Source organism: Dictyobacter aurantiacus, assembly GCF_003967515.1.
In the GTDB taxonomy this organism is placed as follows: Bacteria; Chloroflexota; Ktedonobacteria; order Ktedonobacterales; family Ktedonobacteraceae; genus Dictyobacter; species Dictyobacter aurantiacus.
In genome coordinates this window covers 505,206-525,856 of sequence record NZ_BIFQ01000002.1, presented here as the reverse complement: position 1 = coordinate 525,856, position 20,651 = coordinate 505,206, and the positions used below count along the sequence as shown (strand labels likewise).

General features: G+C 57.3%; 18 protein-coding genes. 7 read left to right on the top strand and 11 right to left on the bottom strand.

Features of this window, described 5'->3' with window-relative positions:
- Window positions 1–227: 227 nt before the first annotated feature.
- From KTT_RS27015 to KTT_RS27005, 3 genes are all read right to left on the bottom strand, one after another.
- A complete protein-coding gene (locus tag KTT_RS27015; protein ID WP_126600678.1) occupies window positions 228–836 on the bottom strand; it encodes a hypothetical protein in 609 nt (202 codons plus the stop codon).
- A 344-nt stretch (window positions 837–1,180) separates the two neighbouring features.
- A complete protein-coding gene (locus tag KTT_RS27010; protein ID WP_126600676.1) occupies window positions 1,181–2,071 on the bottom strand; it encodes a hypothetical protein in 891 nt (296 codons plus the stop codon).
- 62 nt (window positions 2,072–2,133) lie between these two features.
- Complete coding sequence (locus KTT_RS27005; protein WP_126600675.1) at window positions 2,134–2,499, bottom strand: hypothetical protein; 366 nt, start codon at window positions 2,497–2,499, stop codon at window positions 2,134–2,136.
- A 600-nt stretch (window positions 2,500–3,099) separates the two neighbouring features.
- Here KTT_RS27005 and KTT_RS27000 point away from each other — a divergent pair.
- Window positions 3,100–4,479 carry an IS4 family transposase gene (locus KTT_RS27000; RefSeq protein ID WP_126595959.1) on the top strand — a complete coding sequence of 460 codons (1,380 nt, stop codon included), beginning with the start codon at window positions 3,100–3,102 and terminating at the stop codon, window positions 4,477–4,479.
- Between the two features lie 250 nt (window positions 4,480–4,729).
- Here the strand turns inward: KTT_RS27000 and KTT_RS26995 are convergent, their stop codons facing one another.
- Complete coding sequence (locus KTT_RS26995; RefSeq protein WP_218031023.1) at window positions 4,730–5,203, bottom strand: MGMT family protein; 474 nt, start codon at window positions 5,201–5,203, stop codon at window positions 4,730–4,732.
- Window positions 5,204–5,317: 114 nt separating this feature from the next.
- Here KTT_RS26995 and KTT_RS26990 point away from each other — a divergent pair, with 114 nt between their 5' ends.
- Window positions 5,318–6,667 carry a phosphotransferase gene (locus KTT_RS26990; RefSeq protein WP_126600673.1) on the top strand — a complete coding sequence of 450 codons (1,350 nt, stop codon included), beginning with the start codon at window positions 5,318–5,320 and terminating at the stop codon, window positions 6,665–6,667.
- A gap of 108 nt (window positions 6,668–6,775) precedes the next feature.
- Here the strand turns inward: KTT_RS26990 and KTT_RS26985 are convergent, their stop codons facing one another.
- On the bottom strand, window positions 6,776–7,231 hold the full coding sequence (locus KTT_RS26985) for a DUF4383 domain-containing protein (RefSeq protein ID WP_126600671.1): 456 nt from the start codon (window positions 7,229–7,231) through the stop codon (window positions 6,776–6,778).
- 396 nt (window positions 7,232–7,627) lie between these two features.
- Entirely contained in the window at window positions 7,628–9,604 is a 1,977-nt protein-coding gene (locus KTT_RS26980) for an NAD(+) synthase (protein WP_126600669.1), read from the bottom strand.
- A 282-nt stretch (window positions 9,605–9,886) separates the two neighbouring features.
- On the opposite strand from KTT_RS26980, the gene KTT_RS26975 reads away from it, so the two are divergent.
- The 4 genes from KTT_RS26975 to KTT_RS26960 all read left to right on the top strand — a co-directional run bounded on the left by KTT_RS26975 (window position 9,887) and on the right by KTT_RS26960 (window position 15,047).
- Entirely contained in the window at window positions 9,887–11,017 is a 1,131-nt protein-coding gene (locus KTT_RS26975; RefSeq protein ID WP_160146161.1) for an RNA polymerase sigma factor, read from the top strand.
- Complete coding sequence (locus KTT_RS26970) at window positions 11,010–12,275, top strand: MFS transporter (protein ID WP_160146160.1); 1,266 nt, start codon at window positions 11,010–11,012, stop codon at window positions 12,273–12,275. The genes KTT_RS26975 and KTT_RS26970 overlap by 8 nt, the downstream gene beginning before the upstream one ends.
- A 140-nt stretch (window positions 12,276–12,415) precedes the next feature.
- On the top strand, window positions 12,416–13,651 hold the full coding sequence (locus KTT_RS26965) for an RNA polymerase sigma factor (protein ID WP_126600663.1): 1,236 nt from the start codon (window positions 12,416–12,418) through the stop codon (window positions 13,649–13,651).
- 103 nt (window positions 13,652–13,754) lie between these two features.
- Window positions 13,755–15,047, top strand: coding sequence for an MFS transporter (locus KTT_RS26960; protein ID WP_126600661.1), 1,293 nt, complete (start codon window positions 13,755–13,757; stop codon window positions 15,045–15,047).
- Window positions 15,048–15,329: 282 nt separating this feature from the next.
- Here KTT_RS26960 and KTT_RS26955 read toward each other — a convergent pair whose 3' ends face one another.
- A complete protein-coding gene (locus KTT_RS26955; RefSeq protein WP_126600659.1) occupies window positions 15,330–15,887 on the bottom strand; it encodes an RBBP9/YdeN family alpha/beta hydrolase in 558 nt (185 codons plus the stop codon).
- 246 nt (window positions 15,888–16,133) lie between these two features.
- On the opposite strand from KTT_RS26955, the gene KTT_RS26950 reads away from it, so the two are divergent.
- Window positions 16,134–17,084, top strand: coding sequence for an aminoglycoside phosphotransferase family protein (locus tag KTT_RS26950; RefSeq protein ID WP_126600657.1), 951 nt, complete (start codon window positions 16,134–16,136; stop codon window positions 17,082–17,084).
- Between the two features lie 35 nt (window positions 17,085–17,119).
- Here KTT_RS26950 and KTT_RS26945 read toward each other — a convergent pair whose 3' ends face one another.
- The 4 genes from KTT_RS26945 to KTT_RS26930 form a co-directional block, all read right to left on the bottom strand.
- Entirely contained in the window at window positions 17,120–18,373 is a 1,254-nt protein-coding gene (locus tag KTT_RS26945; RefSeq protein WP_126600654.1) for an epoxide hydrolase family protein, read from the bottom strand.
- A gap of 3 nt (window positions 18,374–18,376) precedes the next feature.
- Window positions 18,377–18,892: a MarR family winged helix-turn-helix transcriptional regulator gene (locus tag KTT_RS26940; RefSeq protein WP_126600652.1), complete on the bottom strand. Its 516-nt coding sequence runs from the start codon at window positions 18,890–18,892 to the stop codon at window positions 18,377–18,379.
- 322 nt (window positions 18,893–19,214) lie between these two features.
- On the bottom strand, window positions 19,215–19,919 hold the full coding sequence (locus KTT_RS26935) for an N-acyl homoserine lactonase family protein (RefSeq protein WP_126600650.1): 705 nt from the start codon (window positions 19,917–19,919) through the stop codon (window positions 19,215–19,217).
- Between the two features lie 123 nt (window positions 19,920–20,042).
- The gene (locus KTT_RS26930) at window positions 20,043–20,615 is read right to left on the bottom strand and encodes a dihydrofolate reductase family protein (protein ID WP_126600648.1); all 573 of its coding nucleotides are present in this window, start codon (window positions 20,613–20,615) and stop codon (window positions 20,043–20,045) included.
- Between the last annotated feature and the right edge of the window lie 36 nt (window positions 20,616–20,651).

The following is a 20,651-nucleotide window of genomic DNA, read 5'->3' as shown; positions in this document are numbered from 1 at the left end:
GGATCTTTCCTGAAAATGTACGTCCACTGAGTCCACTGAGATAGAGCGTAATGTGGAAATGGTTGAACTGAAAAGTGCCAGCTTAAGATTTTTCAGTCAGGATAAAGCTCCTGTAAACGTTGGCGCACCTCCAGGGTGAAGCGGAACGTTGTGATGTTGTCCAGACCCATCTGTGGTAGATGGCTATGCTTGGCCATCAGCAGGTTCACCTGGTATAAAGCATGTGTCTATCTTTTGCCGGTTGGCACTGGCACACTATCCAGGTCGACCAGGGGCAGGTTGGTGCGTGCTTGAATATAGCCGAGCAGTTGTTGATGCCAGCGATCGTAGGCTTGCTGGTCGAGTTCTGGTTGGGTTGTCATCTGTGGTGCACGTCTGGATTGGTAGCGCCAGCGGATGATGCGTTGTGGACTGGCCAACTCATAATAGCGATCATGTTTACTGGTAGAGAGCAAGAGGGGTGTGGATGGTCCCTTATAGGTTGCGAAGAAGCAGATCTCCTGCCACGGCATTGGTTGCCTGATCCTATCTATGGCGGCGGCGATGCCATCTTCGGACACCTCAACATAGGGCCACTTTGGCCTGTTTCGTAACCCATATGCTGTAATAAGTAGCGATATAACTACCAGCAAGGTGGCTGCAATCCCTATTAATAAAGCAACAGGCAAAGAAAGATTGAAAAACAAAGCGGGAATCACCGCCCCAACCATGAAGCTAGCTGGTAGAATGATCAGTAACTGGACGCCGATCTTTATCGTGGTCACAACTCTAACAGGTTGGGGCAGTTCTGGAGATGGAGCAGGTTGATGGGAGGCAAGGTAGCTTTCTGGTTGCATGAATGCTACCTGCCGCTTCGGCTGCAAGCCGCGCCAATAGCGCAACGGCAAATAGAAATTATAGAAAGACAGTAAGAAATTTGCGGAAAAAACAACGAATAGGACGGTGCCTCTGAGAGCATTGCCTGGATTGAAATTTCTCTGTATGAGAAGACTGGCCAGGATACACATATATAAAGCGGCAACGAAGCCAGGAGAAATTAACATAAACTTAATATTGCTCTGATTTTGTGGGGTTAGTTGTGGATCTTCAGGCGCAAAGGTTGTATCTCTAAAGTTATTACCAATCATACATCTATCTTTCCTCTATCTGGTTTTTATGAAAAAGCTATCTATGCGTTACGTTAGCGGGCAGGTTTTGTCGCTGGCTTGATGGTGTCCAGGCGTAGTAAGGGCAGGTGGGTGTGCTCAGCCACCTGGGCGTTGACCTGCTCGATCAGGGTGTCATAATAGTTGTGGTCGGCGAAGTTGTTCGCCGCCTTCAAGAGGTAGTTTCCCGCTATCCCCTCCTTGGACCAACGCACAATGATCTGTTCGTTTGACAGCTCAAAGGTTTGCCTGCCTCCAGTCGCACTGCTGCTGTATTGAGCAAACAGTCGAGCATCTTGCCAGCGCATGCTGCATTCCTTGCCTTGATAGCAGGTCGTGATGCCATCTTCATTCACCTCAATACGCTGCCGCAAGAAATACGCATGGTAAGCTAAAGCCAGTAAAAGAATGAGTAATAAGAAGAGGATTATGGGACCAACTATAGCTGCAAAAACATAATAGCCCCCGTTGCCATCGAGTTTCCATACTATACATCCCCAGAGTTCTAGCAGTAAGAGGATAAGGAAGGTTATACCGGTAATAAGAATGGCGCGACGGTTCCAGCTCAGGGATACGGCGAGCGGCAAAGGCGCCAGATTGGTCGGCATCAGCCTGACCGACTGAAGCTGTGGGGATTCGCCATCGTGTAGAATATGCAGCCGGCGCATACCAATGCGTAGCCAGTGTCGTTCGTTCATGATGTGTTTAATAACAGTTGGTTGTAGAAGTATATATAGAGTGAAGAAGGAGGATATGATGAAGATGAGCCTTGGGCGTGTTGATAGATAGTATCCAGTCCAGCTTAGAATGAGGATGCTCAGGGAGATGTTTACGACGCGCTGGATGCGCATAAAACGCCAGATTGGATCGGTGCGTTTGATCTCTTTGCGCTGGGCCGCAGCGGGTAACTTATTTGAGTGCTTCATTGATTGTTCCATCTTCTTGTCCTGGCGATCCTTGATTCGTGGGTTGAGTATAACTGTCCCTCTTACTTCTCTCCTGGTTGCCGGGGTACATTATCCAGGTCGACCAGGGACAGGCTGGTGCGCTCGGTGATGTAGCCGGCGAGATCTTGTAGCCAGCGCTCGTATTGCTCCTGTTTCATCTTTGGCCGGGTAGTGATGGGGGCCACGCGGCTCCTGTTGGCGAGCCAGCGCACCACCGTTTGCTGGCTCGCGATCTCATAGTACTGACCGCGCGGCGACTTTATTAGCGGCTGCATGATGCGATAGCGTGCGAACAGCCGCGCATCCTGCCAGCCGATATAGCCATCGATCATGTTGATGCGTGTCGAGATGCCTTGCGCGTTGACCTCGATGCGTTGCTGCGTAGTGTGCTGGATAAAGGGCGTCATGAAGATTCCCAGGCTCAGGGCGAAAAAGAAGTCCCCGGAAAATGTTCAGGCCGCGATCAATGCGCAGCGACCTCCAGATAGGATCGTGACGCTTGATGGCCTGGCGCTGTCGCGAACTATATTCATCGCTCATAGCTTGTTTCACATCCTTGTTGCACGATTAATTTGATTATATAAATTAACGCATAAATGTGTAGCAGGCCCAATTACATAATAAGCTTGAAAAAGAGAAGGGCATAATATAAGTTCGTTCTATTGACAAGTACGAAAAACAGCTTTTTTACGCTTCATTTTTAGGACTGATATGGCAATAGGTACAAAAAGCACGTATCTTTCTGGTCAGGCAAAAATTCATAAGCAGAATGTAAAAAGAAGAGAGCATGTACCCCCAGGTGACGACGTCGAGCATATCATCAATGCCCCCGAAACCCGAAACGCCCCCCAAATGAACCCCCCCCGTAGGGTCGACCTTCAACGGCATCTGTTGATACTAAATAGCCAAAAGGTCTCTGGATGGGGAGGGAGACTTGCCAGAGTGGCAAATATCGAGGAACATCCAAAGAAATTGTCATCACACGTTTTCGAAAGGATCTTCCTCGTATGCCTCATCATACCGCATCTGGGCCCGAAGAGGCGAATGCCGATTCGCTCTCACAACAGATCGTTGGCTGCTTGCAGCGCCTCATCGAACCCTCTGATCCCCCTGCCGCTGCGGTGAGCCGCCCTCGTGGACGACCCGCAGTGCTCTCCTCTGAGCATCTGTGTCTGGCGGTCTTGCTGGCGCTGCTGCGCGGCTTGAAGAGCTATGCCTGCGTCTGGCGCCTGATCACCTGGTCGGGGGTCGGCCACTTTCCTCTCTTGCCCCATACTCGTGACGCCATCCGCAAACGCCTCTTGCACACCTCCCTCGACGTCTGGCAGCGCCTCCTGCTGCGCGTGAGCACCGGCTTGCATGCCCAAACCCAGGCGGTCGCCCAGTGTGATCTGCTTCCCTGGGTTTCCCATATCTTCGCTCTGGATCAAACCACGCTCGATGCCGTCCAGCGGCGCATGCAGGATGTGCGCGATGAAGCCGTGGACAGTCCACGCCTGCTGGTCGGCAGACTGGCCGCCCTCTTTGATGTCCGCCGCCAGCAATGGGTTCGTATCCTCTTCCGTGAGGACGTCTTTGCCAATGAAAAACTGCTCGTCCAGGACGTGGTGCGTGGATTGCCCGCTGGCAGCCTGCTGCTGGCCGATCTGGGCTACTTCAGCTTTCCCTGGTTTGACTGGCTCACGGACCAGGGCTTTTTCTGGCTCTCACGGATGCGGGAGAAGACCTCCTACCAGATCCTGCACGTCTTTGTGCAGCAAGGCACCACGCTCGACGCCCTGGTCTGGCTGGGAGCCTACCGCGCCGATCGCTGTGCCCACCGGGTGCGCCTGATCCAGTTTGAGCATCACGGCAAGCTGTACCAGTATCTGACCAACATCTGCGAACCCGATCGCTTGAGCATGAGCGAGGCCGCTCGCCTCTACGCGCGTCGCTGGGAGATCGAGCTGGCGTTCAAAGCGCTCAAATGCACGCTGGGCATTCGCGTGTGGTGGTCCTGCGATCCTCTCCTGGTGCTTCAGCAGCTCTTCGCCGCCTTCATCCTGGCTCAGGTGCTCCATGCGCTCCACGCTCAGGTGGCCTTCGCCGCCCAGGTCCCTCTCTTCGACGTGTCCTTGCCCGTGCTTGCCACCTTGCTTGCTCAGGCGCCCACGCGATCGGGTGGGCAGCCCCTGATCCAGCGACTGCTCGAGGTGGGTCGGCGCCAGGGTTTGATCCGGCCCTCGCGGCGCATCGAGCCAGCCGTCCCTGCTCTGCTGAGGTCCTACACCCCGGCCCCACCTGATCTGCCGACCATCCGACCGCCACGCTACGCCCATCGTGTCCGTCAGGGACGTTCGGATCGACCCGACTTTGTGCCTCGTTTTTTCACCTTCATCGTGATTTAGTATCAACAGATGCCTTCAACGGTCGACCGGGCTGCCAGCGCCAGCGACGGCAGCCCCCGTCCCCCCACGACACCGCTTCCCATGTCATTCACGCCGGCACACGTGGTACCTGCACGCCAACGCTCCACACACGCACCCAAAAGCACCGCATGGGGCGCGGTGCCATCCATGGGGAGCCGAACCGGCTGGGTACGGGGGCCGCAAGCGACCCGGTCGACCGTTGAAGGTCGACCTTACGGGGCGTTTCTTATTACGTGGGGTTTTCGTTTTTGAAGGGTGAGGCGGGATCGGTGAGCACCATGTTGAGGGTGCGGGCGTTGGATTCGACCGGGTTGGCGATGGCCTCTTCAAGGATCTGTTGGCGCTCCTCATCACTCAGGTCGCGCGAGGGGTCCCAGCCGTAGCGTTTGAGGTCTACACGTCCGTCTTCCATGAATTCGACGCCTTCGGCCTCTAGTAGCTGGCGCATGCGGCCGATCTGCCCGAAGGCGCGGCTGCCACTGAGCTCGCCCTTGCTATTGATGACGCGCTGGGCGGGCACATGCTCTTTGGACTCGTGCATAAACCAGCCGATCATGCGGGCGCTGCGTGGATAGCCCAGGGCCTTGCCGATCCAGCCATACGTGGTCACGCGGCCACGCGGACAGGCCTCGACGAGCGCGAAGGTCTGTGCCATCAGTTTGCTCACCTGCTTGCGTACGGCCTCGGTTTCGTTAGTGGTCATACAATCTACCTCTCCATCTCTATCGTTCTGCTTCGCCTGTGAAATGATGCTATGATAGTAGCGTATTTCAGCATAGAATAAAAGACCTTATGTTGGAGGGAAGGAGCCCCATTTATGCCGCATGATAACTATGGCCTGATTCTTCATAGCAGTGAGCCACGCGTGCTCTTACTCAAGGGCGATTCCGGTTGGACGCTGCCACGGCATGCTACAGATGAGGTGACTGAGATCAATGCCGCGATGAAGGAGCAGACTGGCTGTGAAACGACGGTCCTCTACTGTGCCTATGATCGCTATCAGGATGACGAACGTGAGGAGCAGCACCGCGTCTACGCGCTGGAGAACCATACCCCTGAAGTTCAGATCCGGGCCGATGCGCGTTGGATCGGGCTGGCCGATCTGGCTACGCTCGATCTGGCGGGCGCGGACCATCGAGCCGTGCTTGAGCAGTGCTCGCGCGAGATGGAAGAGATCTCTCCCGCCGCAAGACGTGTCCCCTGGGGCTATCGCGGCTGGTTCGCGCTGGCCTCGCAGTGGATTCGTGAGCAGGTAGCGCTCGCTGGCCTGTCGGCCGTGGAAGGGATAACGCAGGTCAAGGTAAGTTGCTGGTCCACTGTACTGCGCGTCGCGACGACGGATGACCTGCTCTATTTTAAGGCGTCGGCGCCCGTTTTCGCCTATGAGCCTCTACTGACGCGACGGCTGGCCGAGCCGGTCCCCTCATTGATGCCCCCGGTGCTGGCTATCGATCAGGAGCGCCACTGGATGCTGATGCGGGACGCCGGCACGCCCCTGTCGAAACATAAAGATCTTCGGTCCGATCCCGCCGTATGGGACGAGGTACTGCGGCAGTATGCGCGTGCGCAGATCCAGTTGATCCGCGAGCAAAAGACGCTGCTATCCACTGGTTGTCCTGATCGGCGCCTGGACCTTTTGCCGGGACTGCTCGAAGAGGCTTTGCGTGATCCATCATTGCTGTTGCTCGATCAGGCGAACGGTCTATCAACCTCGGCGTATGAGCAATTACGCATGAGCATACCGGAGGTGCGCGCGGCCTGTAGTGAATTACAGAGCCATGGCATACCGGAGACGCTGCACCATGACGATCTGCATGGTGGGAATATTCTCTACAGCGCAGAAGGCTTTACCTTTTTCGATTGGGCCGAGTGCGCCGTGACCCATCCTTTTTGCTCGCTGGTGATCGTCGAACGTGTCTTCCGCTATGGACTTAAATTTCCCGTGGAGACCATCGAGCATCTGCGCGATTGCTATCTGGAAGAGTGGACGCAGTTTGAACCGATCGAGCGTCTGCGCGGCGCGTATGCGCTGGCCCAATACCTGGGCAAACTCTGTCGCGCCCTTACCTGGGGACGTCTGATCGCGAGTCTTGCTCCCGCCGAGCGCTGGGAATACGCGGCCTCGTACCCCTTCTGGCTCCAGGTCTTCGCTGGACTGGAAGAATAATCGCTCGCGCCATCATTATGTGAAACGCCGGGCAAGCAACTAGAAAGACCGGGCTCCTTGTGATCAAATCAAGGCGTCCGGTCTTTAGCGTTTTGATTTATGTATCGGTTATAAGCTGTGGCGGGCACGTGCGTTGGGGCCTGGATTTCTTAGCGTACCCTTGGCGAAGAAGCCGACGGCGGCTGCGATCAAGCCAGTAATCAGGTGCAGGATGTGGTCACCAGCGTTCAGGTGGGTCAGACCCAGGAACAGGCCTTTATCGTCGCCATACGATCCGGCCGGGAAGTAGAGTTGTGGGATCAGGCCGAGCAGGGCCAGTAAGACATAGACGATGCCAAAGATCTGATTGAAGTGGCGCTCATAGCCGGTGAAGGCCGACGCGATACCCAGCAGACCTGTGACGACATACAGAATATTATGAATCGTATCGGAATCGAAGATGCCGAAGGTGGCCTGTACACCGGTGCTGTTCTCGGGTGGGGTCACAAAACCCACGATACCCAGAATAAGGAAGATGATACCGATCACCAGTGCGATCACACGATTAATTGACCAGTTAGCCATGGAGTCTCGACCCGTTCATGTCCCCCGTAGGCGGCATAGGATTGCGGCCTCTTTGATGCTGTATTTTTTCTGAAAAGCAGCAATCCGGCCTTGTGCATGCCGCTCTGTTGACGTATGATATGCCGGTTTCCGCACGAGGCAGGACCAATTTTCTCGCTTTTTAGGAACGATATCGTACGTGAACGGGTGCGGCATGCACAAGGCCGGATTGCTGCCTGAACGGCACACCAACGGCTCGAGAAAGCCGCAAAGCCGGGGCAAGCCCGGCAACTACGGCCGCCTACGGGGACATGATCGTGATCGGGGACCGCTCACATGCATTCCTATGACGTTTCGGGTTCCCCAATGCTTCCCTTTTTTCGCTAAAGTTGAACGTATTGCCCGCAAGGGGCGCACCTACGACGGGAGGGCGTCGATTTCTTGTATCCATAGGGCGCTGCTGGCGTCGCTGGGCATGCGCCAATCGCCGCGCGGGGAGAGCGCGACCGAGCCGACTTTGGGTCCGTCGGGCATGGCCGAACGCTTGAACTGCGAGGCGAAGAAGCGCTTATAGAAGGTGCGCAGCCAGTCGCGGATCTCTTGGGGGGTGTGATGGCCCTTGAAGACCTGGCAGGCAAGCCAGTAGATCTTGCGCGGCGCGAATGAGTGGCGCACAGCGTAGAAGAGGAAGAAGTCGTGCAGGACGTAGGGTCCGATGGTGGCCTCGGTCTGCTGCACTAGCGCGTCGTTCTCGCCCAGCGGCAGCAGCTCGGGACTGATGGGCGTGGCGCTGATATCCTTCAGGACGTCGGACGTGGCGCCGCTGTAGACGCTGTCGGCGCTCCACTCGATCAGGTAGCGTACCAGCGTTTTGGGGACGCCGATGTTGACGTGGTACATGGACATGTGGTCGGCGTTGTAGGTGCACCAGCCCAGCGCCGACTCGGAGAGGTCGCCAGTCCCTACCATCAGGCCGCCGACCTGATTAGCCACGTCCATCAGGATCTGTGTGCGTTCGCGTGCCTGCGCGTTCTCATAGGTGATGTCGTGGACTTTGGGATCGTGACCGATGTCTTTGAAGTGCTGCAGAACCGCTTCTTTGATGGGAATCTGCTGCAGAGTGATGCCCAGTGATTTCGCCAGCTGCTCGGCGTTCTTCAGCGTGCGGCTGCTGGTGCCGAAGCCGGGCATGGTGATGGCGACGATCCCCTCCCGCTTTAGATTGAGCATCTCGAAGGCCTGCTGCGTGACCAGCAGCGCCAGCGTCGAGTCCAGACCGCCGGAGAGTCCCAGCGTAACCTTTGTGAGGCCCGTGTGCTTGAGCCGTTTAGCCAGTCCCACGGACTGCAGGTGGAAGATCTCCTGGCAGTGCCTGGCGCGCTGCGCTGGGTTGGCCGGTACAAAGGGGGTCGGCGAGAGATCTGGCCGCAGCAACTTCTGCTCCTCCTCGCTGCTCGCGGCTCCACCTGGCAGATTGAACTGGATATTGCGGTATGATTGATTGGGCGAGGCGGCCGAGAAGCTGCTGTTGCGCAGGCGCTCATGATTCATGCGCTGCACATCGATATCCGCCACCGCCATCTGTGTCGAGAACTGGAAGCGCTCCGTTTCGGCCAGCATGTTGCCGTTCTCGCTGATCATGCAGTGGCCGGAGAAGACGATGTCGGTCGTCGATTCGTTGGCGCTCGCGCCCGCGTAGAGGTAGGCGGCCAGACAGCGCGCCGCCTGTTGTTGTACCAGGCCGCGCCGGTAGTCGGCCTTGCCCAGCACCTCATCGCTGGCCGAAGTGTTGAGCAGGACCGTCGCGCCCGCCAGCGCCATATTCCCGCTGGGCGGTTGTACGGCCCATAGGTCCTCGCAAACCTCGATCCCCAGCATGCAGCCTGGAAAGTTGAGTGCGGAAAAGAGGAGATCGGTGCCAAAGGGAATCGTCTGGTTGGCGAACTGGATGATCTGCAGCGGACAATCTTTGCCCGATGTGAACCAGCGCTCCTCATAGTATTCGTTATTGGTTGGTAGATAGGTCTTGGGCACGATCCCCTGGACCACATGCTCGCTGACGAGCGCAGCGCAGTTGTAGAGTTTACCACCGAGCTCAATGGGCAGGCCCACGACCGCCGCGATCTGCGCGTCGCCGGCCGCCTCAGCGATCTCCAGCAGCGCCTCTCTGGCCTGCTGCTGTAAGAGAGATTGATAGAACAGGTCCGCGCAGCTGTAGCCGGTGATGCACAGCTCAGGAAATAAGGCCAGGCGGCAGCCACGTGCCGCCGCCTGTCGCAGGCTCTCAATAATGATCCGGGTATTAAAACGAATATTTGCTACCTGCAACTCTGGTGCCACCACAGCCGCGCGTAGAAACCCCAGAGCAGCGGGCGATAATGCTTCCTGACTCACTTTCTTCCTCTTCTCTATTCATAATGGAGTAGTCTTGAGTATAGCATATTTACATAACCCTTCATATGAAGCAAAAAAGAAAGGTAACAAGATAATCGTTACGGGTATTTTATATCGTCTCAACAAATCCATGAAAAAATGCGTGATATTCTGCTGGTTCTGTGGAACATATTATTGACGGTGATCGATAACTGTGTGAAGTAAGTGAGAAAGATATCTATGTTGAGACAGGGTAGAGAGCACATAAATGAGGGTTTCGCGTCCGCGGAGGAGCGACGGCGGGTGGTCCATTATTGCGCGCACGTGACGCGGGACATTGAGGTGGCGGAGGACCTGGCGCAGGAGACGCTGTTGACGGCCTGGCGCGACGCTGATAAGCTGCGCGACACGGATCGGCGCGAGCAATGGCTGTTTGGGATCGCGCGCAACCTCTGCCTGCACTGGCTGCGCTCTCAAAGGCGCGACACGGCCTACCTGCTCTCCTCTCATGCCGTGGATCAGGAAGATGATCTGCTGGTTGAGGAGGTGGATATCGAGGTCGAGCTGGAGCGCAAAGAGCTGGCGGACCTGCTGGATCGCGCTCTGGCTCTGCTGCCGGAGGAGACGCGGACGGTACTGATCCAGCATTATATCGAAGAGTCACCCCTGTCCGAGATCGCGGTCCGCCTGCATACCAGCTCTGGCGCGCTGGCGATGCGTCTGCAGCGCGGCAGGCTTTTTCTGCGTCGCCTCTTCACCCATGAACTGCGGCAGGAGATGCTGCCGTATCATCAGCGGACGGCCGCTGACGACTGGGAGCGCACGCCGATCTGGTGCCACAGCTGCGGCCAGCAGCGCCTGCTGGGCAAGCGCACGCCGAGCGAGGGACGCCTGCTGCTCAAGTGTCCCACCTGCCATCCCGATCCCGATGAGCTGTTTAATCACAATCATCTAGCGGCGCTCAAGGGGATTCACAGCTACAAGCCGCTCTATGCGCGGCTGGCTGCCTGGTGCGATCGCTATTATCGCGGCGCGCTGGAGCAGGGAACGACGATCTGTGAATACTGCGGAGCCACGATTCGTGCCTTGATTACTACTCCGGAGCAATTTCCAAACTGGTTGCGTGCCAGGGAGGAGATGCAGATGTGGAGCCGCTACCGTTTTGAGAACGTGGTGCTCGTTCCCTGCGCACAGTGCGGCTCCGCCAGCATCACCACGTTGGAAGGGCTGGTCCTGCAGACGCCGCAGGGACAGAAATTTATGCGCGCCCATCCCCGGCTGCGCACTCTGCCACGGCAGGAGATCGAGGTGGCGGGCCGACCCGCGCTGCTCTCGCGCTTTGAGAGCGTCACCGATACGGCCGTGTTCACGGTGATCTCGGATGCCGCCACCTATCGCCTGCTGGCCGTCTATGGGGAGGACGATCATGAATGATGTAGAGATGCCTCAACAGACGCACCCCGAGCCCATCCCCGGCCAGCGGCTTCCCATGCTGGCGTTTTACATCGGCAGCGCCATCTCTTTTGTTGGCGATATGTTTACAATGCTGGCGATCCCCTGGTTCGTTTTGCAGACAACCGGTAGCGTGACGCAGACCGGCATTACCGCTTTTTTCGCCACCCTGCCTGCGGTCTTCTCGGCCTTCTTTGGTAGCGCGCTGGTCGATCGTCTGGGATACAGACGCACCAGCGTGTATGGCGATATCGCCAGCGGCATTACCGTTATGCTGATCCCTCTGCTCTACCATACAGGCGGGCTGGCCCTCTGGCAACTGCTGACCCTGGTCTTTCTCGGTGGCCTGCTCAAGTCGCCTGGCGCGACGGCGCGCCGCTCGATGGTCCCTGAGCTGGCCGCGCTGGCCGGGTTGCGCCTGGAGCGCGCCAATGCCTTCAGCGACGGCATCAACCGCGTCTCGGGACTGATCGGGGCGCCGCTGGCGGGTGTGTTGATTGTGATCATCGGGACCAGCAATCTGCTGTGGCTGGATGCCGCTTCGTTCCTGATCTCGGCCCTGCTCATTGGTTGCCTGGTGCCAGATGTTGCCGTGGTGATGCCAGATGATGCCACAGCTGGCGAGCAGCGATACCTGCAGCGGCTCTGGGAGGGCGTGCGCTTCATCCGACATGATGGCCTGATCTGCTCACTGGTGGTCGTGATCCTGATTACCAACCTGATCGATGGCGCGTTCTTCTCGGTGGTCGAGCCGGCCTATATCAAGCACGTCTTTAATAGCGCCATCCCCTTTGGCCTGATTGTGGCGGCCCTGGGTGGTGCGGCCTTCGTTGGTACCCTGATCTTCAGCGTCATTGGGCACCGCCTGCCGCGCCGCCTCACCTATGGCATCGGCTACACGATTGGTGGCGCCCTCAGTTTCTGGATCTTCCTGCTCTGGCCGATTCTGCCCGTGCTCATCGGCTGGCAGATCATCGCCGGGCTCGCCATCTCCGCCGTCAATCCGATTATCGGCACCGTCATGCAGGAGCGGCTCCCGGTGGGGATGCGCGCCCGCGTCTTCGGCACCATGAGCGCCGGCACGCTGGCGGGTATCCCACTCGGCACCTTTATCAGCGGCTTCGTCGTCAGCTGGATCGGCCTCTCACCGACCCTTCTGATCATGGGCGCCCTCTACCTGCTCACCACCCTCTCGCTCCTCGTCAACCCCGTCATGCGCCAGATGGACAGAGCCGCTTGAGCATAGATCGTGATTTTTGTTCAGATGGCAAAAGATCCAAAAAAACGTGTCAGGTTTTCGCGCTGGCATGCGATAAGCATCTGTAGCAGACGCACGCTGCGAAAAAATGCTATATTGTTGAGGAGTAAAGAAGGTACATCATGCTAGCGCAAGGAAAATCTAACATCAGTTCGCAATCATCCGATAGCTCGTTTATGGATCTGCTGTCGGAGGAGCGCGCTCGCCTGGTACGGCTCTGCGCCTATCTGACCGGCAATCCTGGCGCCGCCGAAGACCTGGCGCAGGAGACGCTGTTGGAAGCGTGGCGCAATCGGCACAAGTTTGCGGCTGAAGATCTTGATAGCGCGACGCAGCGGGCGAAATGGCTATCGGCGATCGCGCGCAATGTCTGCCTGCGCTGGGGGCGCAGCCATGGTCGCGACCTGGCTCACCTGACGCAGTACACCTTTTCCACCGTGGACGAGCCGGACCGGCTGGATCTGGATGACCTTCCCTCTTCTGACACCTATGATCTGGAGATCGAGTTGGAACGCGGCGAACTGGCGCAGCTGCTGGATCGTGCTCTGGCTCTGCTTCCGCCCACGACGCGTGCGGTGCTGATCGAGCGCTACATCCATGAATCCACGCACGCCGAAATAGCGGATCGCCTTGGATTGAGCGAGGACGCGCTGGTGCAGCGCCTCTATCGCGGTAAGCTGGCTCTGCGGCGCGTGATGGAGACGGAACTGCAGACCGAGGCCATGACCTACGGCCTGATTGATCCGCAACGAGCGGGCGAACAGCAGAGAGGTGAACAGGAGACGCGCATCTGGTGTCCCATGTGCAATAAGCACAGGTTGATCAAGTATTATGAGCCTGCCAGCGGGGCGACCGGCTTCACCTGTCCCGGTTGCTGGCATATTGCCGGACACTCACAATCCCTGATCTGGGAGGGTTTGCGCAGCCCTCGCTCTATCCTCAATCGCCAGCTAGCCGCCTTGAGTACGTTCTACTGGTCGGCGATTAATGCTGGCAAGACCCTCTGTTTGATGTGCGGACAGCCCTGCGAGGGGCGCATCGTGCACCCCCAGGATATGCCGGACGCTTTCAACTACCAATATGGCGATGATGGTTATCATGGAGTCTTTCTGCACTGCGATCATTGTGGATATGAAGAGTGCAACCCGTTGCCTCACCTGACCATCGATCTCCCCGAGGCGCAGCAGTTCTGGCGTCAGCATGGTCGCGTGTTCTGGCTGCCCGAGCGCGACATCGACTACGCGGGCCAGCCTGCCTTGCTCAGTGGCTTCCAGAGTGCGGGTGATTCCGCCCGGCTCGACGTGGTCTACCAGCGCGATACGCTGAAGGTGCTGGGCATCCACGAAACAACCTGCTAGCCGAAGCTTTTTTCCACTCCTTGCGCTTCACAAAGGGTCTGTAGCTACTGGTCCCTGGCTCCTCTGTGTCTGTTTTTCCCAATCTTTTTAAAGAAGAGGTTTGATGATGATGTTTACGGTTCTACGCCAGCGCAATTTTGCTTTGCTCTGGTTTGGCGGCATGATCTCACAGATTGGCGACTGGCTGCTGCAGGTTGGCTTGCCGGTGTATGTCTATCAGCTTACCGGTTCAGCCCTGGCTACCAGCATTCTTTTTCTCGTCTCCTTTGGGCCCAATATCCTGTTAGGCTCGCTGGCAGGCGTCTTTGTGGACCGCTGGGATCGCCGGCGCACCATGCTGATCGGCAACCTGCTGATGGCGCTGGGCCTGCTGCCCCTGCTGCTCATGCACGACAAGAGCTCGTTCTGGATACTCTACCCGGTGCTCTTCTTTGAAGCCATCGTCTCGCAATTTATCTTGCCGGCGGAAAACGCGCTGGTTCCCCTCCTGGTCAGTGAGGAGCGACTGGTCACGGCTAACGCGCTCAACGCCGTGGGGACAAGTGTCTCACGCCTGGCCGGTGGCGCGCTGGGTGGTATCCTCTTCGGCCTGTTTGGTCTGTATACCACCATCGGAATCGATCTCGTCTCTTTTCTCTTTGTCGTGGCTATGCTCATGTTGATGAAGATGCCGTCCCAGGCGCAGGCGGAGATCGCCGCTGAGCGACTGGCCGCCGAGAAGGTGTCCGCGCGGTTGCCGGACTGGCGCACGCTGGGTGCTGAATGGCTGGATGGTATACGAGTGATCTGGCGGCGGCCGCCTCTGCGCGTGCTGTTCGTGATGCTGGCGGCTCAATGCCTGGGGGAGGGGGTCTTTGGCATTATGCTGGTGATCTTTGTGAAGCTGGTGTTGAACGGAGGAGCAACTGCCTACGGAGTACTGCTCGGCATCCAGGCCGTTGGCAGTCTGCTGGGTGGCCTGGTGATGGGACAGTTTGGCACACGTGCCGCTCCGGCGCGCCTGCTCGGTGTGTGTACCTGCATCTTCGGCTTCATCGATCTACTAATTATTGACCTGCCACTGTTCGTCAAGGGAGGTGTGGTGCTGGTTGGCGTGCTCTTTGTGCTGGTAGGTATTCCAGCCGCCGGCATGCAGGCCAGCAGACAGACCCTGAACCAGATACTGGTTGAGGATCGCCTGCGCGGACGTGTCTTTGGCGCGACCCAGGCCATGATGGCGCTGATGCAACTTATCGGCATGATCCTGGCCGGCCTGCTGGGTGATCGCCTGGGTCCCGTGCTCTTGCTTAATATCCAGGGCAGCGTCTACTTCCTCTCCGGTGTTCTGGCCCTGCTCACGCTGGGCGGGATGATGCTCAAGCGCCAGGAGGTGTCTGGAGAGACTGTGGGAGTATAGCGCGAGAAACGTTCGCTTTTGGGTTCGTGTGTGGTACGGTGGTGTGGAGGTACGACGTGGGGCGAGCGTGGAAGCCGGGGGGAAGCTGAACCGGCCGGGTACGTGGGCTGCCGTCGCTGTCGCTGGCAGCCCGGGCGACCTCAAGGGACGCCCCTACAGGGGCATTTCCTTTTTTAAGGGACGTTTCGGATTTCAATGGGCGTTTTGTGCCTCGATGGGCGTTTCGTGATGCCCTGTGTGATCGTTGAAGACAAAAACGAGGTCCGTCTACGCTTGATTGAGCTAGACGCTGGATGATGATTGCTTGATGTCTTGAGCAAGCAGAGGTAACCCTTCTGTGAAGGAATGTTCCTTCCCATCGAGCACACGTACCGTGGCCTGGGGCAGCTTTTCTTGATAGCGCCTGAGAGAAGAAAACGGGACTACCTCATCAGAACGACTATGATACAGGAAGAGGTGCCGAATGGGGGGGAGGCGTGAAGCAAAATTATCTGGCACGGCATACTCAAGTTCCCAATCCCGCTTCCCCCAGTAGGGCACAGACACCAGAAACAGTCCGGCAATTGGTCTCTGGTAGGTCCCTTGCGCCAGGTATTTAAGCAACATTGAACCACCTAGAGAGTGCCCGACGAGCAAGGCATCAGCATCAAGCTTGCCTAGTTCTTGCTCAATCTGGTCTCCCCAGGCTTGATAAGTGGGATGATAAGGATCAGGCATGTCTGGTGCCCGAACTTCGTAGTCGTTCCCCAACCGCTTTTGTAGGTAGGAAATCAGCTTCCCACTGCCTGAAGGCTGGTCTTTATGACCAGCACCATGAATGAAAAGTATTTGTCGGCTCATTGCTTCCCTCCTTTTACCTGATTTCTTTTATCTTTATACATGGTTGAGATTTAGCGCATCTTCCACGCATAGCTGCTCTCACAGAACGATCGCATCTTTCCACGAGATTGCTTGCAAAATGCAAGAAGATATAGTTGCTGTTTCTAAAACAAGAAAGCAAAAGCGGAAACGCTAAAAAAACTTGTGATCGCGGGTGCATTGCCGTACAATGAGTTTCTAGATCATTATAAGTAGAGGACAGGTAAGATGAGGCAGCGAAATATTTTTGTTCCCGATCCTGTGCGCAAGAAGGTTGCGGTGCTGGGCGCGGAGGGCGTGAAGTGGCTGGCCGGGTTGCCTGAACTGGTTGGGGAACTTGAGCAGGCGTGGCAGATAACGGTGGACGCTACCCTGGAAGGTGGTTCCGAGGCGTATGTGGCCCGGGCCAGAACCAGCGAGGGCGTACCGGTCGTCTTGAAAGTGCCCATCCCTGAACGCGATGGGAACATGGGGCCCGTCCGTCAGATCACCGCGCTGACCATCGCGGACGGCCATGGATACGCGCGGCTGTTGCGTTCGGATCTCGCTCGTCGAGCGCTCTTGCTGGAAGCACTGGGTATGCCGTTGAAAGATGTAGGTTATTCTACCAGCGTTCAGATCGAGATCATCTGCGCGATCCTCAAGGAATCCTGGAGGCCGGTTGCGCCTGGCTCACCACTGTTCTCTGGAGCCAGCTCGGGTCCGTGGTTCTCGAAATTTATCCTTGATCTGTGGGAAGAGCTGGGTCGGCCCTGCTCTCAGCGGGCGGTTGACCGGGCGCTTGCATATGCACAGAGCCGTGCCAGCGCCTTCGATCCCGGCACCGCCGTGATGGTGCACGGCGACGCCCACAATTGCAACACGCTCCAGACTCTCACCCCGAGTCCTCAATCTCCATCCGCGTTCAAGTTTATTGATCCTGATGGGCTGATTACCGAAAAGGCGTACGACCTTGGAGTTCTGATGAGAGAGTGGACCGATGAACTGATCCCCGACCCGGTGAGGCTGGGCCGTGAAAGGTGCGACTATCTCAGTCAGCTCACTGGTGTAGAGGCGCAGCCTATCTGGCAATGGGGCTTTATTCAATCTATGTCCACCGGGCTCTTCCTCACACAGGTGGGACAGGAGCAGAAAGGCCGGCAGATGCTTGATGTCGCCGAGGCGTGGGCCAGAGCCTGATCTGCTTGTATGCCTTCCTATCTGCTCTCGCAGGGTTAGCGATACTGACGGAAGGTGCGACGCAGATCGCCGATCCAGCCCTGCGGGATCTCCCAGGGGATGAAGTGGCCGCCGCGTTCGTGGACGGTCACGTTCACGTGGTTGTACCAGGCGCCCCGGTCGCTGCTCAGGAACTGCTGGACACGATTCTCGGTGGAGACGCCGGGCGGGTTTTCATAGCCCATCAGGGTGATGCCGGTGGGTGCTTCAATGACCGGCCAGCGCTCGTGGGAAGGTGTCCACGGATAGCGGTTGGCATTCGCGTACATGCGTATAGAGGTTTCGCTGGCGTTATTGACCCAGTAGATCATGGCGTGCGTGAGGAGATCGTCTTTCGAGAAGACGTTCTCAATATTGCCATCGTTATCGCTCCATTTTACCCAGCGCTCCAGCATCCAGGCGAGCATCCCCACCGGGGAGTCGCTGAGTCCGTAGGCCAGGGTACTCGGATCGAGCACATGCACGGCCAGGTGGGACGCGAAACGCCGATCGAGCTCTATGATCCTGGCTTGAATGTGCTTGGGGACATCCTCTGGAATGGGCTGGCCGCCGCTGAGGTCCCATCCGCGATCCCCGTTGAACATGGTTAGCTTCTGGGCGGAGCCGATATGGATCGCGTACAGCTCGCCGGCGTATTTGTGTCCTAGCTGACCGCTGACCAGGGCCCCGATATCGCAGCCGGCGGCGGCGTACTTTCCGTAACCAAGGGTGCTCGTCATGAGGGTATGCCAGAGATCGGCCACCTTCCAGAAGTTCATGTCCGGGTGGTCGGGCAGGGGGGTGGAGAAGCCGAAGCCGGGCAGCGAGGGGACGATGACGTCGAACGCGTCTGTGGGATCTCCACCGAATGCGGCAGGGTCCGCGAGGGGATCGATGACCTTTGACCAGTGCCAGAAGGTCCAGGGCCAGCCATGCGACAGGATTAGCGGAACCGGGTTTGGTCCGACGCCAGCTTTGCGCATGAAATGCACAGGAACACCATCGACGTACACCCGGTAATGCTCGTAGCGGTTGATGGCCGCCTCCGCCGCGCGCCAGTCGTAGACATTGAGCCAGTAGTCAACCAGCTCCTCAAGGTATGCCCGATTGACACCGTAATACCAGTCGTCATTGCCCACGCCTAGCGGCCAGCGGGTGTGCCGCAAGCGCGCGCGCAGGTCCGAAAGCTGCTCATCCGAAACGTGGATTGATATGGGTTGAAAGGGAGACGCGGGACCCGTCCGCGAGGCCCTGTCCTGGCTTCCGTACATAAATTACTCCTTTTCCTGTGGGCGTTCCGTGTACTGCTCGACGGTGCTGGATGGGCGCGGATGCAATGGGAGCTCCGCCTTCCTTCCCAGTTCGATGGCATGGGCCAGCGCTGGCACAGCGGCCGCGATGGCCTTACGTTCTTCCTTGGATAGGCGATCGAGCAAGCTGTTGAGCTGCCTCACACGCGCATCGCGGCGTACATCGATGATCTGCGCTCCCCGTGGAGTAAGTTGTATCAGCACCGCGCGCGCATCACCGGGATCGGCTCGTCGTTCAACCAGGCCGTCCTGTTCGAGTCGTCTCACGATCTGCGTGATCGCCGGCTGCGACATCTGCTCCGTTGCCGTCAGCGCGGTCAGCCGCATAGGACCCTTGCGCGAGAGTGTATGCAGCACCGATAGCGTGGTGAAGCTCAGCTTCTCAACCGAGGGCAGGCGAATAAAGATGGTCGTAAATTCTTCGATGATGGTTGTCAGGTCACCGACATTCAAATCAGGATCAGTATAATTATCTGTCATGGCCTGATTATATCACATATTTATATAAATTTGTTATGTATAAGTCAGCCACCTTTTCGGGGATAACATCTCGCCCCACGTGGTACCCGGCAAGGAACGTTCGTCTTTGGGTGCGCCTGCGCAACGTTGCGGATGGGGACGACGTGGGCCGGCGTGGAAGTCAGGGGCTGCCGTGTCGTGGGGGTACAGGGGCTGCCGTCGCTGGCGCTGGCAGCCCGGTCGACCTCGAGGGTCGACTCTACATGGGCGTTCTGGTTTTCGGGGGCATTCCGGATCCCTTTCTTGATCGGTATTTCGAACGGGGAAAAGGGGGTTTGCATCCTTACTCGTAATACTCCGGCAGCGTTTTTAGCCCTTTCCACTGCTCCTGGTCATGACCGAAGATCACCAGCCCGATATGCTCCTGTTCGACCAGATCAAGCAGTTTTATCGTGCTGGCGCGGGTCGCTGCGGCGTCCGGATTGCTAGCGTCGTTCTGCTCGTCACGGGTAAAGCCCGCACCGAAGGGTACAGCGTCAATCGGCAATAAAATCGCCCCCGTTTTTGGCTGCCGTACCAGCACCGATTGATGTCCCGGCACATGCCCGCTCGTCTCAATCAGCTCCAGCCCTGGCAGCAGTTCCGTGTCCCCGTCCACCAGCTGAATGCGCTCCATTGGCTGATCCCATTGGGGTCGATTGGCAGCAAAGCGTGGGTTGCTCGCCGCATCCAAATGATGCACACGCTGAACAACATAGTGCGCCTTCGTAAATGCCGCGTGTCTGCCGGCATGGTCGATATCATAATGCGTCGAAATGACGGTATCAATGTCATCCGGTTTTAAGCCAATGCTCGCCAATTGCTCAATCACGTCTCGCCCATTCTCGAACTCCGCTTCTCCTTCAGGCATACTCTCTGGTAGACCACTGTCAATCAGGATATTCTTGCCGTCACCCGTTTGCACCAGATAGCACACAATCGGAATCTGGTAGTGCGGCATGGACCCAACCTGCATCAGATAAAGACGCTTCATGGTATTCTGGCTCATAAGCTTCTCCTTGGAATTGAAACGTATATTCCATCATATCAATCGTGTTGGCATTCGTATAAAACCTTTGGCACATCACATCTTCTAAATGCCTTCAGCAGCAAAAGCTTGCACAGTCCCGGATTATTGTCTGATCGTCTGGTAGTGCAGCCCCACCACGCCATTCTGGAACGTCTTTGTCTCGGCCAGCTTCAGCTTCGTCCAGGCCGCCAGGTCCTGGAAGAGTGGGATGCCGCCGCCGATGAGGATCGGATTGAGAAAGAGTTTATAGTCATCGATCAGATCCATCTGCATGAATGAGTGCGTCAGGCCGGGGCTGCCGAAGATCATGATGTCGCCACCAGGCTGGCGTTTAAGCTCGGCGATCTCCTCGGGAATGTGATCCTTCACGACGCGTGTATTTTTCCAGTCGGCCTGGGTGAGCGTCGTTGAGAATACAATTTTTGAGACGTTGTCGACCCAGCGTGCATGCGCGAGGTCGCGTGGATCTGCAGCGGGATCGGTCAGCACCGTTGGCCAGTAGTTGTACATCATATGATAGGTGGTGCGTCCATAGAGCGCCGTGTCCGCTTTCCTGATCTGCTCATCAATATAGGGGTTCACTTCCTCGTCCACGATCGCCCACTCTAATTCTCCATTGGGTCCAGCGATAAAGCCATCGAGCGAGACATGCATAAATGCAATAACGTTCCTCATTTGATCTTCTCCTTTTATCGGCAAAAGCGCGACTGT